The organism is Rhodococcus sp. C-2, from assembly GCF_027854095.1.
Lineage (GTDB): Bacteria > Actinomycetota > Actinomycetes > Mycobacteriales > Mycobacteriaceae > Rhodococcus_F > Rhodococcus_F qingshengii.
This window is the reverse complement of sequence record NZ_JAQGFI010000002.1, coordinates 68,815-87,011: the sequence shown is the minus strand read 5'-3', so window position 1 is coordinate 87,011 and position 18,197 is coordinate 68,815. Positions and strand designations below refer to the sequence as shown.

The following is an 18,197-nucleotide window of genomic DNA, read 5'->3' as shown; positions in this document are numbered from 1 at the left end:
CTATTGCTCTGTATGAGGCCCGCACAGGGTTCAATTTAGCTGGCAGAGGTCGAAGTGTTGGTACGCGCGTCCGATTATTCGTCCGCTCACCTGTGTCGGCCGGGCCGGTTAGGCTCGCGATGTGAACGCAAACAGGGGGCGTGCGGAGCGAGCATCGAGGATGAACAAACCCATCTCCGCCGACGCTCGGGCGGTGCATCCCGGCGTGCGCATCGCTGCGGAATGGTCGTGGCGCCTCATTGTGATCTTCGCCGGACTGTTGGTTCTCGGGTACGTCGTACTCCGCCTCGAAACCGTGCTCATCCCGGTGGGGCTGGCTCTGCTGGCATCAGCTCTGCTGATCCCGATTGTCGATCGGCTACAGGTGTGGGGTGTTCCCCGCTCGGCGGCCGTCATCGTCGTTCTGCTTGCCTCGATCGGGCTGGTCGCGGGAATCATGACGTTTGTCGTCGAGCAGTTCATCGACGGGTTGCCCCAGCTCACCGACCAGTTCACGGCCAGCGTCACGCAAATTCAGAACTGGCTCACCAGCGGTCCGCTGCACTTCAGCGAGGATCAGATCCGCCAGGCAGGTGATTCGGTCGTCAAGTCGGTGCAATCCAATCGTGAGTCCCTGACCAGCGGCGCCTTGACCACGGCGACAGTAATCGGCGAGATCTTCACCGGGGCATTGCTGACGTTGTTCACTCTCATCTTCTTCCTCTACGGCGGCGATCAGATCTGGCAGTTCGTCACCCGGATCGTTCCCACCGACGCGCGTCGTCGCGTACGGATCGCCGGTTCTGCAGGTTTCGGGTCGCTGATCGGCTACGTGCGCGCCACGGTCGCGGTTGCCGCCGCCGACGCGATCGGTATCGGTGCCGGCCTGGCGATCCTCGGGGTGCCGCTCGCCCTGCCGCTGGCGTCGTTGGTGTTCATCGGCGCGTTCATTCCGATCGTCGGTGCATTTCTGACCGGTTTTCTCGCGGTGCTTGTCGCTCTGGTCACGAAGGGTTTCCTGACGGCGCTGATCGTCCTCGGCATCATCATCGGCGTCATGCAGCTCGAAGCGCACGTGATGCAACCGCTGTTGTTGGGTCGCGCTGTTCGCCTGCATCCGCTGGCAGTCGTTCTCGCCATTACAACGGGCATCGTTCTCGCTGGAATCGTCGGCGGGCTCTTGGCTGTCCCGATCGTCGCGGTCCTGAATACCGCTATTCGTTCCCTCCTCGCCGACGACCCGGACATCGCGTACGCCGAACTGCACGTCGAAGATCCGGAAACCCCACTGTTCCCCGCCGAACCCGACGAGCCGCGCGCCGAGCCTCGCATCGTGAACCCCACCCCTCCCGATGACTGACCCCACCCGCCGTCGTCGGCTGCACTATCAGCCGACCGTTCGCGAGGCGTCGGGCGTCGACACCGACCCTGATGCCCCGCTGTGGCGGGCGGCGCAGGCATTTCGGCTCGTCACGCTGGTGTACGCGATCAGCTACCAGTTCGCCTCGGCCTCCGACTACACCAACTCTCGGCTCAGCTGGTTCGTCGTCGCTCTGATGGCCGTGTGGACCGGGGTGTCGGCACTGTTGCTCGGGACATCCGGTGCTTTGTTCGGGAAGAAGCTGCCGCGGTATCAGGTGGTGATCGCCGATCAGGTGGTCGTCATCTTGCTGATGGCGTCGACGAGGCTGGTCTCCGACCACGAGTGGTATCAGAATCACCAGACGCTGCCCACCACGCTGTGGGCCACCAACGCGGTCATCTCCGCGGCAATTCTCGGCGGGCCGTGGCTCGGTATGGCGTCCGGAGTTGTCATCTCGGCGGCCAGCGCGATCATCCGCGACCAGGTCAACCTGGACCTCTGGCGCGATGCGACGGCTCCCGTGCTCGTATCGGTCGGCCTGGCGTTGGGCTTGGCCACCACCACCGCTCGGCGCTCGCATCGACAACTCGAGCAAGCCGTCCGTCTGGCGGCGGCCACCGAAGAGCGCGAGCGTTTGGCACGCGAAGTACACGACGGCGTTCTGCAGGTGCTGGCGATGGTGCGCAGGCGAGGTGCGGCACTCGGCGGCGAGGCAGCTGAACTGGCTGCTCTGGCCGGTGAGCAGGAGGTCGCCTTGAGAATGCTGATCTCCGAGCAGGTTTCGGGCGCCGCGGCAGACGTCGGCGGACAGACAGTGGATCTGTGTCCGCTGCTGACCACGCAGGCAAGCACGTCGGTGTCGGTGTCGACGCCCGCGCACCCCGTCGTGATCGAGCGTGATCGAGCCATCGAACTGGCAGCCATCGTCGACAATGCTCTGTCCAATGTCGGGCTGCACGCCGGGCCCGCGGCGAAGGCATACGTATTGCTCGAAGATTTGCCGGACGAGGTGATCGTCAGCATCCGCGACGACGGCGTCGGAATCCCCGAGGGTCGCTTGGCGCAGGCCGAAGCCGAAGGCCGCATGGGAGTATCGAAGTCCATTCTCGGCCGAGTGCAGGTGCTCGGCGGCACTGCAGTCCTGCAAACCGGGCCGGGGGAGGGCACCGAATGGGAGATCAACGTTCCGAAGGGGAAAAGTGAGCGCGGCTGACGAACATGGCGAGAATCCGGTGACGGTGATGGTCGTCGACGATCACCCGATGTGGCGCGACGGTGTCTCCCGGGACCTCGAAGCTGCCGGCTTCACCGTGAGCGCCACGGCGGAGGGTGTCGAGAGTGCGCGCCGCCGGGCCGCCGCCGTGCAACCGGCGGTGGTTCTGATGGACATGAACCTGCCGGACGGAAACGGTGCCGACGCCACCACCGCAGTTCTCGAGGTTTCGCCGAAGAGCAAGGTACTGGTGCTTTCGGCCTCTGCCGAACGTGACGACGTCCTCGACGCGGTCAAAGCCGGAGCGTCGGGTTACCTGGTCAAGAGTGCTTCGGTGGCGGAACTGCTCGAGGCCGTGCGAGCGACATTCGACGGACAAGCCGTCTTCACCCCCGGCCTCGCCGGATTGGTGCTCGGTGAGTACCGCCGGATGTCGACGGCACCGGCCGACGATCGCGCACCCGAGCTGCCTCGGCTCACCGACCGTGAGACCGAAGTGCTCCGTCTTGTCGCCAAGGGGCTGAGCGCAAAACAGATCGCCACGAGGCTCTCGCTCAGCCACCGGACCGTCGAAAACCATGTGCAGGCAACGCTTCGGAAGCTTCAGTTGGCCAATCGCGTCGAGCTCACGCGATACGCGATAGAACAAGGTCTCGAATAACGTTTATCCTGGAAATCATGGAGGCCAGGAATCTACGCGTATCCGATGCCGAACGAGAGCATGTCGGCGAGCTGCTGCAGAAAGCTGTCGGTCAAGGGATGCTCTCGCTCGGTGAGTTCACCGAGCGCATGGACACTGCCTTGGCCGCAAAGACACGAGGTGAGCTCAACTCGGTTCTCGCCGATCTTCCGGGCATCACACTGATCTCCGACTACGACCCACCCGCGTATCCCAATGCGGGTCAGCCGATGTACCAAGGCCAGCCCTACCCGGCGCCGACGTACCAACCCCAACCGCCGCCGGTTCACCCGAGCCCGCCTTACCGCGCTCCCGTCGGGGCTCCGGTTGTAGGTACTTACGGAGCGGCAAATGCTGCCGTGATCCGTGGACGAATGGCGACGGTGACGCGGAACGGTGCCTGGATCGTTCCACCAGCTGTCGTGGTCGACACCAGAATGTCCAGTGTGACTATCGATTTCACGCGCGCGGTGATGCAGACGCAGGTCGTGAACATCTCGATCGACGACTACGCCAGCTCGATTTCACTGATCGTTCCCGAAGAGGCGACGGTGGACATGAACGGTGTCGAGGCAGTCGGGGGAAGCGCGTCGAACAAGGTTCGGTCCGGCCCACAGATGGGCCCGCTGCATCTGGTGGTGCACGGCAAGGTGCGATTCGGCAGTGTCACCGCGAAGCATCCCTTCGGTACCACGATCCGAAAGATGTTCGGCTCCTGACCTTTCAGTGATACGCGCGGGTCAACATCTCGGCGACGCACACGGGCTTGTCACCGTGTTCTCGTTCGAACGTCTGCGTCACCGTGATCTGGACACCGCCGTTGATCGGTTCGACTTTGCTCAACGTTGCGCGCATGCGGACACGAGAGCCGACCGGAAGCGGAGCAGGCAACCTGACCTTGTCGAATCCGCAGTTGAGAGCAAACGCAAAACCTTCGAGCGAGAACATTGCGTACGAGAACTTGGGGCCGAGTGAGAGCGTGTAGTTGCCGTGCGCGATGGTTCCGCCGAACGGTGACTCCTTCGCGCGATCCACATCGACGTGAATCCACTGATCGTCGCCGGTGACCCGGGCGAACTCGTCGATGGACTCCTGGGTGACATCGTGCCAGTCGCTGACGCCCAGCTCTTGGTTCAGGTTGGCGCTGAGGTCTTCTGCTCCGGTGAGTACAAGCATGAATCTTCCTTCGATCGGTAGGTGCTGACAGTCGGTCAGTGACTTTCGATGCCGAATCCCACACCGTGTGTCTGTGCGATCTCGGCGGTGGCAACGAGATCGAATTCGATCCCGAAGTCTGCTTCTACCCGCGCTGCAACCGATTCCGCGGCGGAACCTGCTTCGGCCAGTAGTTTCGGCATCAGTTCGAACAGGTCTTCCATTCCTCCGGGCGTGATGATTTCGAGAATCCGCGCTGGAGCGTCGTCGGGATTCCACACGGCGTGCCACTGGCCACGCGGTTTGAAGATCATGGCGCCGGTCTCCGCGTAGACGACCTCGTCTCCGACCATCGCTGCGACGCGGCCACTTTGAACCACCGTGTACTCGTCTTCCCGGCTGTGGCGATGGACCGGTGAGGTCATCGAATGCGGAGCGATGCGGTGTTGTACAAGAGAGAAACCTCCCTCGGTTTGTTTGCTACGAACCATCATCCGGACGCCGGTGGCCGCGAGGGTCCCGCCGAGGTCTTCGTCCGGTCCGAGGACGGTCGTGGTGGTGTTGTTCGGGGAATTCGGTGACATCGATTCAGTCCTTCGTCGTCGTGAGCGTCGTTGGCCGCGCTCCGGTTTGTTGATTCCCGAATCATGTACCAATCGGTCTAGTGATGCAAGGTTTTGACAATTTATGCACTTCAAGTGTTGTCGATATGTGTACTGATCGGTATATTGAACATATGTCTACGAGGGATTTGTTGGTCGATGCCGCTGCCGATTTGTTGCAGCGGAAGGGCTACGCCGGAACGGGGGTGTCGGAAGTTCTCTCGGCTAGTGCGACTACCAAAGGTTCCTTGTACTTTCACTTTCCCGGCGGCAAGGAAGAACTCGCAGGCGAGGCTCTGAGGCGACGTGGCGAGGCAATGGCCGATTTCATCCGGCACCTGCTGGAGAGCTCACCCGATGCAGCCACCGCGATCTCGGCATTCGCCGCCGCATTGGCTGCGCGTTTGTCGGATTCGGACTACGAACGTGGATGCGCCCTGGCTACGGCAACACTGGATGCCGCAACCGAATCCGAGGTCATCCGCGGTGCTTGTGCGGACGGGTACAACTCGTGGCTCGCACTGCTGGCTCAGCGCCTCGAGGCAGACGGTTGGTCCCGCGAAGACGCCGAGTCCGAGGCAATTCTCGCTCTGTCCGCACTCGAGGGCGCGCTGGTCCTTGCTCGGGCGCGTCAGGATCCCGCTCCGCTTCACACTTCGGGTCGGCTTCTGTCCGAACGATTGCGGAATGCGGCACCTCGGCGTTAATGCCCTGTCAATCGAGGGTGCTGTCAGTCGAAGGTGTCCTCAGTTGAGTACGAGAAGTCCCCAGGCTGATCGAGTAGTACTACTCATCTGATCGGTTCGGCCACGCAGCAAGCTCGAAGCCATGACCACACCGAGCTCTTCCGCCGTCGATCCGCGACTGGTGACCGCCCTCTCGGCCGAGTGCGACAGCATCGGCCGGCAGTTGCGTCACATGGGCCAGAACCTGTCGATCCTGCAGACTCAGCTGGCCTCGGCTACTGCGATCCCGCCCATGCCGGTAGTTCCGGCACCCGCAGCTCCGGCGCCACAGGTGCCGCAGGTGCCACCAATGCCTCCTCAGCAGAGCGTGCCCGCGTGGCAGCCGCCGACGTATCCGGTTGCGGCACCTCGCCAGCCCTGGTGGCAACGCGACGGTGTCATCAGTCGACTCCTGGCCGCGGCAGGTGTTGCCGTCACACTGATCGGCGTCGTGATGCTGCTGGTACTTGCAGCGCAGGCCGGATTCTTCGGACCTCCGCTGCGGGTGCTCGGCGGTGCGCTCCTTTCCGGCGCCTTGGTGTTTGCCGGGGTGCGGGTCCACGGACGACCAGGGGGCAAAGTGGGGGCAATTGCCCTGGCTGCCACCGGTTTTGCAGGGATGTATCTCGATGTCGTCGCAGCCTCCGTTCTCTACGGTTGGGTGACGACACCGCTCGCGGTGGTGATTGCCTTCGGAATCGCCGCCGCCGGCGTTGCCCTCGCCGTGAAGTGGGATTCCGAATCGCTGGCGCTCATGATCGTTCTGGGAGCAGCGCTCCTGGCTCCCGTGTTGACGTCGGGAATATCGTTGACCCTCATCGGTTTCCTCTTCGCGATCCAGTCGGCGACATTCTCCGCCCAGCTCGGTCGTGACTGGAAGTACCTGGGCATGGCGCGCACCGTACCGGTGGTTCTCGCACTGCTCGCAGCGATAGCGTCGGAGTCCATCTTCGGCGAATCCGGTAACAGTGCAGTGCAATTGGTGATCAGTGCCGGCGTGGTTGCAATCGTGGGGGCCGGCTGCGCGATGGTTATGCAGTGGACGGGTTCGCCCTCGCGTGACGGCATTGCAGGGGCGTGGTCCACCGCTACCTTTGTCGTCTCGTCCCTTCCGCTGATGAGCGTCGGAGCCGTGCTCGGGCGCACCGAATCCGCAGTGCTGTACGGAATTGCTGCGGCACTACTTCTTTCGGCTGCAGCGGCGGCCAAGCCTTTGCCGACGCAACTGCGATTCGGACTGGGCGCAACCGGCGCCCTCGCATTGTTGCTCTGCTGCTTCTCCGGGGCGACTGAATCTCTGGTCGTACCGCTGATCCTCACGGTCGGAATGATCTTCCTCGGAGTCTCGCTGTATGCGGGTTCGCGCTTCGTCTTCGCACTCGGAACCGCCTTTGCGGCAATCGGATCGATCGGATACCTCACGACGGTTCCGCCGGAGGCGTTGACGACCGCTCGCGCCGCATCCATGCAACTCGGTGCGATCACGGCACTCTCGAGCCTGACGGCGATAGGTGCACTGGTGATGCTGGTCTGGGCGATTCACCGACTGAAGTTGATTGCCGATTCGAATGCAGCGGTTCTATGGGCGGCCGCAGGGTTCGGTGTCCTCTACGCGGTGACATGCGCGCTCGTCTCATCCGGCGTCGAAATTTTCGACAGTGCAACCGGTTTCGTTGCCGGGCACAGCGTTGCAACCATCGTCTGGATGCTTGCCGCCACGTCAGCGCTGGTGCTCGGATTGAACAACCGCCAGCACGCTCGCGTCTTGCTCGGAGCCGGGCTTGCTCTCACCAGTGCGGCCGTGGCAAAGCTGTTCCTCTTCGACCTGGCCACACTCAGTGGGCTGGTGCGTAGCGTTGCCTTCCTGGTGGTCGGCTTGCTGCTCCTGCTGGTCGGGACACGTTATGCACGAGCCTTCGCCAAGCAGGAGCAGGAGCAGGTCAGCTTCGCTTCTGGCGAGCGATGAGCTCGCTCACGCTGATGGCGCCTGCGTCGTCAGGCCGGTGCCTGCCGGTGGCGTTGTCGTCGCCGTCAGGGGTGGCGTCCGAGACTCGGGGCTCGTTGGTAGGCGAAGGCGAATCCGTGAAAACCCCGTTACGACGCTCCGGAGCGGTCGGTGGAGGCGGCGACTGGGGGGTCGCCTCCACCGAGGTCGGGGCTGAACCGTTTGTTGCAGAGCCGTTGGTAGCACCGTTTGCGGAGCCGTTCCGGCTCGCGCCGTTGGAGCCTGAACTGCTGCTGGCAGCACCGTTGGTCGCCGAACCGTTTGTCCGCGAAGGCGTCCGGACCACCGGCAGTGGACGTGAGGCCGGCGGAGTCTGTTCCCGGGCCCGCAGGTCCGACAACCAACTCTCGATGGGACGCTCGGCCGGCGCAGCGGGCGTGGGGTTTCTGCGCTTGTCGCTGGCATTCGGTTGCGGCCGGTACGAGGGATTGGGTACAGGTGCCTCGATCAGGTTCTGGGGGGCGCTGGCTGCACTCCCGATATCCAGACGACGTCGCGGTGCCGGCTTCTCGGCGGCGGGAGCCTCCGTGTTGGGTGCCTTGATCGCCATTTCGCTGAGCGGAATGGGCTCGGTGAGAGGATCGGGAACGCGAGGTCCGCTTTCCGGCTGTGCAGCCGGGGCAGGCGGCGGCATGACCCGCGAGGCCGCTTCGATCTTGCGCGGCTGCCCCGGTCCGGCGATCGCACCGACAGGCGCGATCTGCGGGACGTTCGCGAGTACCAGCTCGTTGTCGAGGATCGGCTCGCCCAGCCCGATCTTCTGCTGGATCCGCTTCATCCAGGCCGGAGCCCACCAGCAGTCGTCGCCGAGCAGTTTCATGGTCGCGGGGACCAGGAACATTCGGATGAGAGTCGCGTCGATGATCAGCGCGGAGATCATGCCGTAGGAGATGTATTTCATCATCACCAGATCGGACAAGCCGAATGCGCCGGTGACCACGATCAGAATCAGTGCGGCAGCGGTGATGATCCGGCCGGTATGTGCCGTGCCGATACGGATGGATTCGGTAGTACTCGCGCCCTGCGCTCGCGCTTCGACCATGCGGGAGAGCAGGAACACTTCGTAGTCGGTCGACAGGCCGTAGACGATCGCGATGATCAACACCAGGACGGGAGACATGATCGGTCCCGGCGTGAAGTTCAAGAGACCGGAACCGTGCCCGTCGATGAAGATCCAGGTCAGGATTCCGAGCGTCGAACCCAGTCCGAGCGCGCTCATCAATGCGGCCTTGATGGGCAGGACGAGCGAGCCGAACGTCAAGAACATCAGCAAGGTCGTCAGCAGGATGACGGATACGACCATCAGCGGCAGACGATCGAGCAATGCGTCGACGCTGTCCTGCTCGATGGCCGGAGTACCGCCGACCAGCACAGTTGTGCCCTCGGGCCAGTCCGCGGACCGCAGATAGTCGATGGTGGGACGTGCCTCGTTCCGCTCCGTCAGACCGGCCTTGAGGACGTTGACACCGTCCTTCGTCGCAACCTCCGGGGTGAACTTCTCGACCAGACCCGGCGCAGCATTTGCGGTCTTGGAAATCTGACCGAGGGTGGTGTTGTCGGCTCCCTCGATGACGAGTCGAACGGGCTCGGTGCGATTGCCGGGGAAGAGTTCGTCGAACTGCGCCTGCGCGACACGCGTGGGGCTGTCCGGGGGCAGGTACGTCTCGTTGATACCGCCGAACTTGATGCCCGTCAGCGGAATGATCATCAGCAGTAGAGCCGCGACGATCGGGACCGCGACCTTGAGCGGATGCTGCATGACCCAGCGGGTGAGCTTGCCCCAGAAACCGTTCTCGATTTCCTCGTTGGTCTTGGTCTGGCGCAGCTTCTTGAAGGTCAGCGCGTCGATCCGCTTGCCGAGAATGCCGAGAATAGCGGGAAGAATCGTGATGGACGAGATCGCGGCAAGCATGACGGCAGCAATGGCGCCGTAAGCCACCGATTTGAGGAAGCCCTGCGGGAACAACAGCAGACCGCCGAGGCTGACGGCAACCATGGTCGCCGAGAACATGACCGTTCTACCCGCCGTCATGACCGTTCGGCGTACAGCGGTCGGGGTGTCGTACCCCTCGGCTATCTCTTCTCGGAAACGGCTGACGATGAACAGTCCGTAGTCGATCGCGAGACCCAGGCCGACCAGAGAGACCACGGGCGCAACAAACGCGTTGACCTCGGTGAAGTTGGTGATCAGTCGAATGATGCCGTTGGCGCCGATGACGGTCAGACCGCCGACGATCAACGGGAGGGCAGCAGCGACGACGCCACCGAAGACGAAGAACAGCAGGACACCGACAGCAGGAATCGCGAGCATTTCCATGCGCTTGATGTCGTTGGCCATCGTGTCGTTGAGCGAATTCGCGACAGGTTGCAGGCCGGCGAGTTGCACGTCGACGCCGTCGATGTAGAACTGCGACTCGACGTCGCGGAAGTTGTTGGACACCGCGGTGTCGTTGTCTCCGGCGATCGCGATGCTGGTGACCGCGTGTTGCTTGGTCTTGTCCGCCAGGGCCGCCACCGAGAGACCGTTGTCGACCTTGAAGTACGAGCCGTTGATCTTCATGATCTGGTCGGGGTTGTCGGCGACGAGTCGCTGCAGATTGTCGATGACCTTCGCTTGGAACTCGGGGTCGTCGACGGTCTTGCCCTCCGGCGCCGTGTACAGCGCCAGAACGTCACCCGTCGTGCTGCGTCCGAACGTGCCGTCAGCGAGTTTGGCAGCCTCTACCGATTCCGACCCCGGATCGTCCCAGCCGCTCTGGCTGAGATGATCCTGCAGGCTCAGGCCGTACGCAGCGAGCCCGAGGAGCCCCGCCACCATGACAGCGATGACGGTGAAGCGGGCTCGATAGACGATGCTTCCCCAGCTGGCGAACACTGATCAACTCCTACTCGGCAACACTTTTTCGCCCGATGAGCAGGGCAGAAAGCGGTCGGAACGGCTGCAACCAGGCGCCCTCGTCGGGCAGGGTGTCCAGGCTTACCCGTGGCAGAGGCTCACGGAAGACACCTGGGATGTCCTCGAGATCGACGAAGTCCAAGATATCGGACGACACAGCCCAGCTGGCGTGTTCACGGAACCCGAGAACCTGGACCGGGATACCGGTTGCTGCGATGTCCTCGAGAGGTTCGCGGAACGCTTGGCCGTCGGCGGACGCGACCATGATTCCGGCGAGGCCCTCGCCGTACCGGAGCGCGATGTGCTCGAGCATGTCCGAATCGACATCGCTGTCTTCATCGACCTTCGGCTTGGCGAACACCGCGAAACCCACGTTACGCAAGGCTTCGACCCAAGGACGAACGACGTCGGCGCTGCCGGACGCGATGTTGGTGAAGACGGTCGCTTCAGGCTCGAGCGTGCCGCTGTTCTGTGCGGACAGTTCGGCGGTGCGAGAGAGCAGCCAACGACCCAAAGCGTCGAATCGTGGCCGGTAGGCGGCGGTAGGCCGGCCACCGAGGATGGCGCCGAGGCCCATGTCGAGGTTAGGGGCGTCCCAGACCAGAAGCACCCGCTTGGGGTGGCGGGAGTCACGACCGAAGTCGAGAGGAGATTCCGACGACGTCACGTCGTCGGATAGCTGTTCGCTGACGCTCATGCTCTGATCTTCCCCCATATAAGCTCGGTGATTGCACTTCCGACCTTATGGGCTTTGTCCTCGAACTTGGTGACCGGACGCTCGTGGGTCATCGGAGACTCCCAGTCGAGTGCGGTCAGCAGCGGCTCGGCATTGCCGGCTTCTTCGATCCATTCGGCGTACTCGGCGTGATCGGTTGCCACGTGCAGCACTCCGCCGGGCTTGAGGCGGTTGGCGATCAGCGAGAACGTCGGCCCCTGCAGGAGGCGACGCTTGTGATGGCGGGCCTTGGGCCACGGATCCGGGAAGAACACCCGGACGCCTGTCAGGGACTCGGGGGCGACCATGTTCTCGAGTACGTCCATCGCGTCACCGCGCAGTACGCGCACGTTGGGAATTTCTTCGCGTTCGACCTGCTGGAGAAGCTGCGCGAGCCCGGGGCGGTACACCTCGATCGCGATCAGGTTCACGTGCGGTTCCGCCTTGGCCATAGCGGCCGTCGCGGTGCCGGTACCCGAACCGATCTCGATGATCAGGGGTGCCTCGCGTCCGAACCAGGCGTTCGCGTCGAGCGGTGTGTCCGAGACGTCGGCGCCGATGAGCGGCCACTGACGGTCCCAAGCCTGCTGCTGTGCGTCGGTCAGCGCACCCCGGCGAGAGCGAAAGCTGGTCACTCTCGGATGGAGACGGGACCCCTTGGTGTGGTCCGTCTGCCCCGTGTCAGGGGTCTGCGGTGCATGCTGATCGGCTTCGTTCACGAACCCATTGTCACGCATGACCCCCGTTTAGCGCAGACGGGTCTGAAGTTTGAGTTGAGACTTTCCACGGAAAGTCCTGAAACCGTCGACTTCGGACTGTCGGCGAAAGGGTGGTGTCACCTGCCGTCCTTGCCGAGAACCTGACAGAATCTCACCGACACGATGGGGACGTGGGGTGGGGATGAACACAGGATTTGCATGCAGTAATTGGTCACGAATGTTGCCCGCAGAATCGATCGACGACGCCTGCTCGGAGCCGATCGATCAGCTGCGCGCTCTGGCATATCGGCTGACATCGATCGATTCGGGAGCCGCAGAGGCGGTCCACTCGGTGCTCGGATCGCTGACTGCGCCGCTCGAGCTGGTGGTCGCCGGACGGGCCGGGGTGGGGCGGTCGTCTTTGGCGCGAATCCTGAGGCGCGACGACCGGTTCTCGCGCAGAGTTGTCGGCGCACCGGTTGTGGTGACCGAGTCGAGGGCATTCGATGTCCCTGGAACGTCGAACCCCGATCTGGGTCGTCGTTGCGTTGTCTACGTGGTGGTCGACGCGGTCCGCGACGTCGACGGCCGAGCCATTGCTCGAGTTTCCGATCGTGTGGTCGTCGCTGCGAACAAGGCTGACTTGTTCGGTCCGCGCTGGGACGAGGCGCTGGGACGGGCGGCGGAAATCTCGGAGAACGTCGGCGTGCCCACGGTTCCGGTGGAGACACTGACCGGGCGCGGCGTCGAAGAGTTGTTCGCGGCTCTCGGACCTGTTCTGGAGGCGCAGTGGTGGGGCCGGGTCGAGCAGATCGGCCCGGCGCTGAGGCGATCTGCCTCGCGCAGCATTGCGGGCAGGGACGAGATCGAGTTGTATCTGAGTTCGGACTCCGCGGTGTTGTTCGGCGCTGCGGCGGCGATGATGAGCCCCGAAATTCGAGCCCTGCGTCAAGGCGAGCCTCCCGATCCTCGTACCGCTGACGACGCGGGCACGTGCAGCCGGCGGTGGAGCGAGCTCGTGGACGAGTCGGAACAGTGTCCGCAACAACGGGTCTCACTGATTCGACGCGGGTATGTGCGTCGGTGGGCGCAGCTCGGAGGCGATCGCTCTGCCCCGGCGGTGACCGATGAATAGCGTTTCGGTACTTCCGGATTCGGTGCTGCGCGTGGTGCAGCGATGGAATCCGGCATCCGATCCGGGTCGCCGGGTCGCCGCCGAAACATCCAGTGGCACTCGCATTTACGTTGTCGGTCCACCAAGGTGTGGACGGGAAGACGTCGCGCAGATGTTCGATGCTTCGGATGATTGTTCGTCAGTGACACGCGAGGTGGACGCCGACGTCGTACTTCTGGTCGTCGACGCCGCCAGTGTGATCGGACGCGAGGATCTCCTTCTCCTCGGCGACGCTGCGGCGAGCGGAACCCCGGTGGTGGTGGCGCTGACCCGCGTCGACGTCTATCGAGACTGGCAGGCGGTGCGCCGGCGTGATGCCGAGATTCTCGCTTCGCACTGCACCGCTTTTGCTCAGGCTCCGGTGGTCCCGATTGCGCCTGGTCAGGAGCAGTCACTCGTTGCGGTCGTGAGCCGGGCGGCACGGGAGAGGGAAGCAGGTGGTTCGGATTCCGGAGTCATCGCACAGACGCGCCGGATGATCGAGATGGAGATCCGGAATCTACGTGACAGTGTTCCTGGTGCCGAATTGCGGGCCGAGCGATCGCAGCTGCTCGCAGACCGTGACGGCCGGCGAGGCGAACGCCTGGTGCAGGTGCGAAGCCGACTACAACGAGCGCGCGGGGATCTGTCACAACAAATCGCCGAGGCAACCCGGGCGACGGTCGCCGGGGCACGTGCCTGGGTCGACACGGCCTCGCGAGCCGAATTGGGCAGCGTGCCGACGCGACTGCAGCACGAGGTCGACCACCACACCCGGGTGTTCGACGCCGCGATGGCGGCAGCGGTGGAATCTGCGGGGACGAACGGATACATGCCTTCCCCGCAGATTCCGGAGGGCCTGCCGGGCCGTCAGCGCGGAAACGAGGACCGGGTGACAATTCTTGTCGGCGCGTCCGCGGGTCTCGGCCTCGGCCGTATCGCAGTGACTCCGCTGGAAATGATTCCGGCCTTGGAGTTCGCAAGTATCCCCGTGACGTTGATTCTGGGTGGCGCCGCGGCGTGGTGGTTGGCGCGAACTCGCGGGCTGACGGCCGATCGTGCCCACTCCAGGTCGTGGATCGTCGAATCGATGTCGGCGGTTCGCGCTCAGTGGGAGCAGCGAGTGCAGAGCGTGCTGCTCGAGGCCGAGGCGGATCTGGGAGCGGCGATCATGGCGGAGAGTCGCGAGCAGTTGGCGTCGGCGCAGGCTCGAATCGTGGAGATCGACGGTGAACTTCGTGAGCTCGCCGCGGCCAGATCGGGTCAGCTCGCGTCGTGCGAGCGCGACCTCGCCGTTTTGAACACCGCCTACTGATCATTTCGCGAGCGCAGAGTTCTCCACAGTGCCGCAATTTCGGCCACGACTGATCGTCGGGGTCTGGTAATACTGAGCGGACGGTTTCGGTAGGGGTTGCCGAAGCAGTAGGTCACCATCCAGTAGGGGGAGTAGTGGAAGCATTTCTGATCACGGCCGGACACATCGACGGGCACGAAGCCGAAGCGCTCGATCCTGGGCGTATCGAGCCCGAGACCTTCGGGCCCGCGTCGGGACCGGTCGATGCCGGCGACCTGAACTTCGACGCCTTCGACTTGGACGGTGACGGAACGGTCGACAGCCGTGTCGTCCACTCCGACGACGCTGTCGTGATCGTGTCCGATTTCGATCGCGACGGTAGCGCCGATCGCCTCACGATGATCGAGTCGGACGGCGACTACTCGGCCTGGGAATGCAGTCGAGACGACGAAGGCGCCCTCGTGTGGCAGAAAATCGATGCCGGAGCGCTCTAAAAAGCTTCCGTTTATGTGCTCTGAGCGCCGGGTAGGCACCTGAACACACCAACTGAATCGTTTCTGTGACATTTCTGACCGCACCCGATTACCTGCAGGTGAACAGCCAGCGTTAACCTCAATACATAGGACACCCGGCGTCCGTGAAATCCACGTGAGTGGATGACGCGGCTGGACCCCGTCGAGAGGGGGACACCGGGATCGACTGGTATCGGGGCGCTGCAGTTCGCATCCGGTGTCACGAGAACCCGGTTCCGGCTCACCCCAGGAGAGTTTGATGACCTCAGCGACCATTCCCGGTCTCAATGGAACTGACGGCACGCCCCCCACGCAGCACAAGGAACTGCTTGCATGGGTGCAAGAGGTTGCCGAACTCACCCAGCCTGATCGCGTCGTCTTCGCAGACGGCTCGGACGAAGAATGGGACCGACTGACAACGAAGTTGGTCGAGGCAGGAACCTTCACCCGCCTCAACGACGAGAAGAAGCCGAACTCTTTCCTCGGCAACTCCGATCCGTCCGATGTCGCGCGAGTCGAATCGCGTACGTACATCTGCTCGAAGGAAGAAATCGACGCAGGTCCCACCAACAACTGGATGGACCCGGCGGAGATGCGCACCCTCATGGGTGACCTGTACCGCGGTTGCATGCGTGGACGCACCATGTACGTCGTGCCGTTCTGCATGGGCCCCCTCGACGCCGAGGACCCGAAGCTGGGCGTCGAGCTCACCGATTCCGAGTACGTCGTCGTATCCATGCGCGTCATGACCCGCATGGGCAGCAAGGTTCTCGACAAGCTCGGCACCGACGGATTCTTCGTCAAGGCGCTGCACTCGCTGGGCGCTCCGCTGGCCGAAGGCCAGGAAGACGTCGCGTGGCCGTGCAACGACACCAAGTACATCACCCACTTCCCCGAGGATCGTGAGATCTGGAGCTTCGGTTCCGGCTACGGCGGAAACGCTCTCCTGGGCAAGAAGTGCTACTCGCTGCGTATCGCCTCGGCAATGGCGCACGACGAGGGCTGGCTGGCCGAGCACATGCTCATCCTCAAGCTCATCTCGCCCGAGGACAAGGCCTACTACATCGCGGCGGCATTCCCCTCCGCTTGTGGCAAGACCAACCTCGCGATGATCCAGCCGACCATCCCCGGGTGGCGCGCCGAGACCCTCGGTGACGACATCGCCTGGATGCGTTTCGGTGAGGACGGACAGCTGTACGCCGTCAACCCGGAATTCGGTTTCTTCGGCGTGGCTCCCGGCACCAACTGGTCGTCGAACCCCAACGCCATGCGCACCATCGACCAGGGCAACACGGTCTTCACCAACGTCGCTCTGACTGACGACGGTGACGTCTGGTGGGAAGGCCTCGAAGGCGACCCGCAGCACCTGATCGACTGGAAGGGCAACGAGTGGACGCCCGAGTCGGGCACCCATGCGGCTCATCCCAACTCGCGTTACTGCACCCCGATGTCGCAGTGCCCGATCATGGCTCCCGAGTGGGACGACCCGAAGGGCGTGCCGATCTCGGCAATCCTGTTCGGCGGACGCCGCAAGACGACGGTTCCGCTGGTCACCGAGGCTCGCGACTGGCAGCACGGCGTCTTCATGGGTGCAACGGTCGGCTCCGAGCAGACCGCAGCAGCCGAAGGCCAGGTCGGTACGGTTCGCCGCGATCCGATGGCAATGCTGCCGTTCCTCGGCTACAACGTCGGTGACTACTTCCAGCACTGGATCGACCTCGGCAAGTCCGCGGACGCGTCCAAGCTCCCCAAGGTCTTCTACGTCAACTGGTTCCGCCGCGGCGACGACGGACGCTTCCTGTGGCCAGGCTTCGGCGAGAACTCTCGCGTCCTGAAGTGGATCGTCGAGCGTATCGAGCACAAGGCTGCCGGTATCGACACCCCGATCGGCGTCGTTCCCACCGGATCGGCACTCGACATCGAAGGCCTGGACGTGTCGGACGCCGACATCACCGAGGCCCTCGCGGTCAACATCGACGAGTGGAAGGCCGAGATCCCGCTCATCGAAGAGTGGTTCGACTTCGTCGGCGAGAAGCTGCCGACCGGCATTCGCGACGAGTTCGAAGCTCTGAAGCAGCGGTTGGCCTGATAAACCGCCCCCGTATGTAGTGGCCTGATGCCGCATTGGTTCAATTTGATGAACCGATGCGGCATCGGTCGTCTGTATGCCCTTGCCTGTAGCCGTTAAGCAGTTCAGCCGTTATGCAGTTCAGCCGTAAAGCAGTGATCAGCGAGCGGGTCGACACACTCGATCCTCAGGAGGACCAGATATGAGCGGGATCTACAACAACGTGACCGAATTGGTCGGGCGCACCCCGATCGTGCGGCTCAACCGTCTGACCGAGGGCCTGGACGCACAGGTCGCCGTCAAGCTCGAGTTCTACAACCCGGCCAACAGCGTCAAGGACCGGATCGGCGTGGCGATTATCGACGCCGCCGAGAAGTCCGGTGCACTCAAGCCCGGTGGCACCATCGTCGAGGGAACCAGCGGTAACACGGGTATCGCACTCGCCATGGTCGGTGCTGCTCGCGGCTACAAGGTCATCCTGACCATGCCCGAGACCATGTCCACCGAGCGTCGCGTGATGCTGCGTGCTTACGGCGCCGAGATCGTGCTGACCCCGGGATCCGAGGGCATGGCCGGTGCGGTCGCCAAGGCCAAGGAAATCGTCGAGCAGACCGAGAACGCTGTCTCGGCCAGCCAGTTCGCGAACCCGGCCAACCCGGCCATCCACGAGGCAACGACGGGCGAAGAGGTCTGGGCCGACACCGACGGCGCCGTCGACATCTTCGTGTCCGGCATCGGCACCGGCGGCACCATCACCGGCGTCGGACGCACCCTTCGCAAGTACAAGCCCGAGGTCAAGATCGTGGGCGTCGAGCCCATCGACTCGCCGATCCTCAACGGTGGCCAGCCCGGCCCCCACAAGATCCAGGGAATCGGCGCGAACTTCGTGCCCGACGTCCTCGATCGCGAGATCTACGACGAGATCATCGACGTCTCGTTCCCCGATTCCATCGAGGTCGCTCGCGCACTCGGCACCAAGGAAGGCATCCTGGGCGGCATCTCGTCCGGCGCCATCGTCTGGGCAGCACTCGAGTTGGCGAAGCGTCCGGAAAACGCCGGCAAGCTGATCGTGGCTGTCGTGTGTGACTTCGGCGAGCGTTACATCTCCACCCCGCTGTTCGAACACATCCGGGACTGAGA

At 63.5% G+C, this 18,197-nt stretch carries 16 protein-coding genes; 11 read left to right on the top strand and 5 right to left on the bottom strand.

All coding sequences use genetic code 11. From position 1 onward, the window contains the following. Positions 1 to 160: 160 nt before the first annotated feature. The 4 genes from PCS43_RS04260 to PCS43_RS04245 are packed head-to-tail and all read left to right on the top strand — an operon-like array spanning position 161 to position 3,953. Positions 161 to 1,339 carry an AI-2E family transporter gene (locus tag PCS43_RS04260; protein ID WP_007734480.1) on the top strand — a complete coding sequence of 393 codons (1,179 nt, stop codon included), beginning with the start codon at positions 161 to 163 and terminating at the stop codon, positions 1,337 to 1,339. After that, positions 1,332 to 2,555, top strand: a complete 1,224-nt coding sequence (macS, locus tag PCS43_RS04255; RefSeq protein ID WP_209911482.1) for a MacS family sensor histidine kinase — start codon at positions 1,332 to 1,334, stop codon at positions 2,553 to 2,555. The genes PCS43_RS04260 and macS overlap by 8 nt, the downstream gene beginning before the upstream one ends. Before the next feature lie 28 nt (positions 2,556 to 2,583). Then, a complete protein-coding gene (locus PCS43_RS04250) occupies positions 2,584 to 3,216 on the top strand; it encodes a response regulator (protein WP_047269712.1) in 633 nt (210 codons plus the stop codon). Between the two features lie 17 nt (positions 3,217 to 3,233). Next, positions 3,234 to 3,953: a DUF1707 SHOCT-like domain-containing protein gene (locus tag PCS43_RS04245; protein WP_007734485.1), complete on the top strand. Its 720-nt coding sequence runs from the start codon at positions 3,234 to 3,236 to the stop codon at positions 3,951 to 3,953. A gap of 4 nt (positions 3,954 to 3,957) precedes the next feature. Here the strand turns inward: PCS43_RS04245 and PCS43_RS04240 are convergent, their stop codons facing one another. Both PCS43_RS04240 and PCS43_RS04235 read right to left on the bottom strand, forming a co-directional pair. After that, entirely contained in the window at positions 3,958 to 4,410 is a 453-nt protein-coding gene (locus PCS43_RS04240; RefSeq protein WP_003945664.1) for a MaoC family dehydratase, read from the bottom strand. Between the two features lie 35 nt (positions 4,411 to 4,445). After that, entirely contained in the window at positions 4,446 to 4,973 is a 528-nt protein-coding gene (locus tag PCS43_RS04235; protein WP_204856190.1) for a cupin domain-containing protein, read from the bottom strand. Between the two features lie 152 nt (positions 4,974 to 5,125). Between PCS43_RS04235 and PCS43_RS04230 the strand changes: the two genes are divergently transcribed. Together PCS43_RS04230 and PCS43_RS04225 are read left to right on the top strand one after the other, a co-directional pair. After that, entirely contained in the window at positions 5,126 to 5,698 is a 573-nt protein-coding gene (locus PCS43_RS04230; protein ID WP_042920278.1) for a TetR/AcrR family transcriptional regulator, read from the top strand. A gap of 121 nt (positions 5,699 to 5,819) precedes the next feature. Further along, a complete protein-coding gene (locus PCS43_RS04225) occupies positions 5,820 to 7,682 on the top strand; it encodes a DUF2339 domain-containing protein (protein ID WP_204856191.1) in 1,863 nt (620 codons plus the stop codon). Here PCS43_RS04225 and PCS43_RS04220 read toward each other — a convergent pair. Genes PCS43_RS04220 through trmB form a run of 3 tightly spaced genes read right to left on the bottom strand, consistent with a single transcriptional unit; the run spans position 7,657 to position 12,069 of the window. After that, complete coding sequence (locus PCS43_RS04220) at positions 7,657 to 10,596, bottom strand: MMPL family transporter (RefSeq protein WP_007734492.1); 2,940 nt, start codon at positions 10,594 to 10,596, stop codon at positions 7,657 to 7,659. The two genes, PCS43_RS04225 and PCS43_RS04220, sit on opposite strands and share 26 nt — an antisense overlap. A gap of 10 nt (positions 10,597 to 10,606) precedes the next feature. Continuing rightward, complete coding sequence (locus PCS43_RS04215) at positions 10,607 to 11,314, bottom strand: NYN domain-containing protein (protein WP_003945733.1); 708 nt, start codon at positions 11,312 to 11,314, stop codon at positions 10,607 to 10,609. Then, entirely contained in the window at positions 11,311 to 12,069 is a 759-nt protein-coding gene (gene trmB, locus PCS43_RS04210) for a tRNA (guanosine(46)-N7)-methyltransferase TrmB (RefSeq protein WP_007734493.1), read from the bottom strand. Before trmB ends, PCS43_RS04215 begins: the two co-directional genes overlap by 4 nt. Positions 12,070 to 12,268: 199 nt before the next feature. On the opposite strand from trmB, the gene PCS43_RS04205 reads away from it, so the two are divergent. The 5 genes from PCS43_RS04205 (at position 12,269) to cysK (ending at position 18,195) form a co-directional block, all read left to right on the top strand. Then, the gene (locus PCS43_RS04205) at positions 12,269 to 13,165 is read left to right on the top strand and encodes a GTPase domain-containing protein (RefSeq protein WP_209911800.1); all 897 of its coding nucleotides are present in this window, start codon (positions 12,269 to 12,271) and stop codon (positions 13,163 to 13,165) included. Continuing rightward, entirely contained in the window at positions 13,158 to 14,498 is a 1,341-nt protein-coding gene (locus PCS43_RS04200) for a hypothetical protein (RefSeq protein ID WP_245361541.1), read from the top strand. The genes PCS43_RS04205 and PCS43_RS04200 overlap by 8 nt, the downstream gene beginning before the upstream one ends. A gap of 134 nt (positions 14,499 to 14,632) precedes the next feature. Beyond that, positions 14,633 to 14,971, top strand: a complete 339-nt coding sequence (locus PCS43_RS04195) for a DUF6802 family protein (protein WP_063314962.1) — start codon at positions 14,633 to 14,635, stop codon at positions 14,969 to 14,971. A 277-nt stretch (positions 14,972 to 15,248) separates the two neighbouring features. Continuing rightward, a complete protein-coding gene (locus PCS43_RS04190) occupies positions 15,249 to 17,078 on the top strand; it encodes a phosphoenolpyruvate carboxykinase (GTP) (RefSeq protein WP_003945806.1) in 1,830 nt (609 codons plus the stop codon). Between the two features lie 181 nt (positions 17,079 to 17,259). Continuing rightward, complete coding sequence (gene cysK / locus PCS43_RS04185) at positions 17,260 to 18,195, top strand: cysteine synthase A (RefSeq protein ID WP_003945916.1); 936 nt, start codon at positions 17,260 to 17,262, stop codon at positions 18,193 to 18,195. Positions 18,196 to 18,197 lie beyond the last annotated feature (2 nt).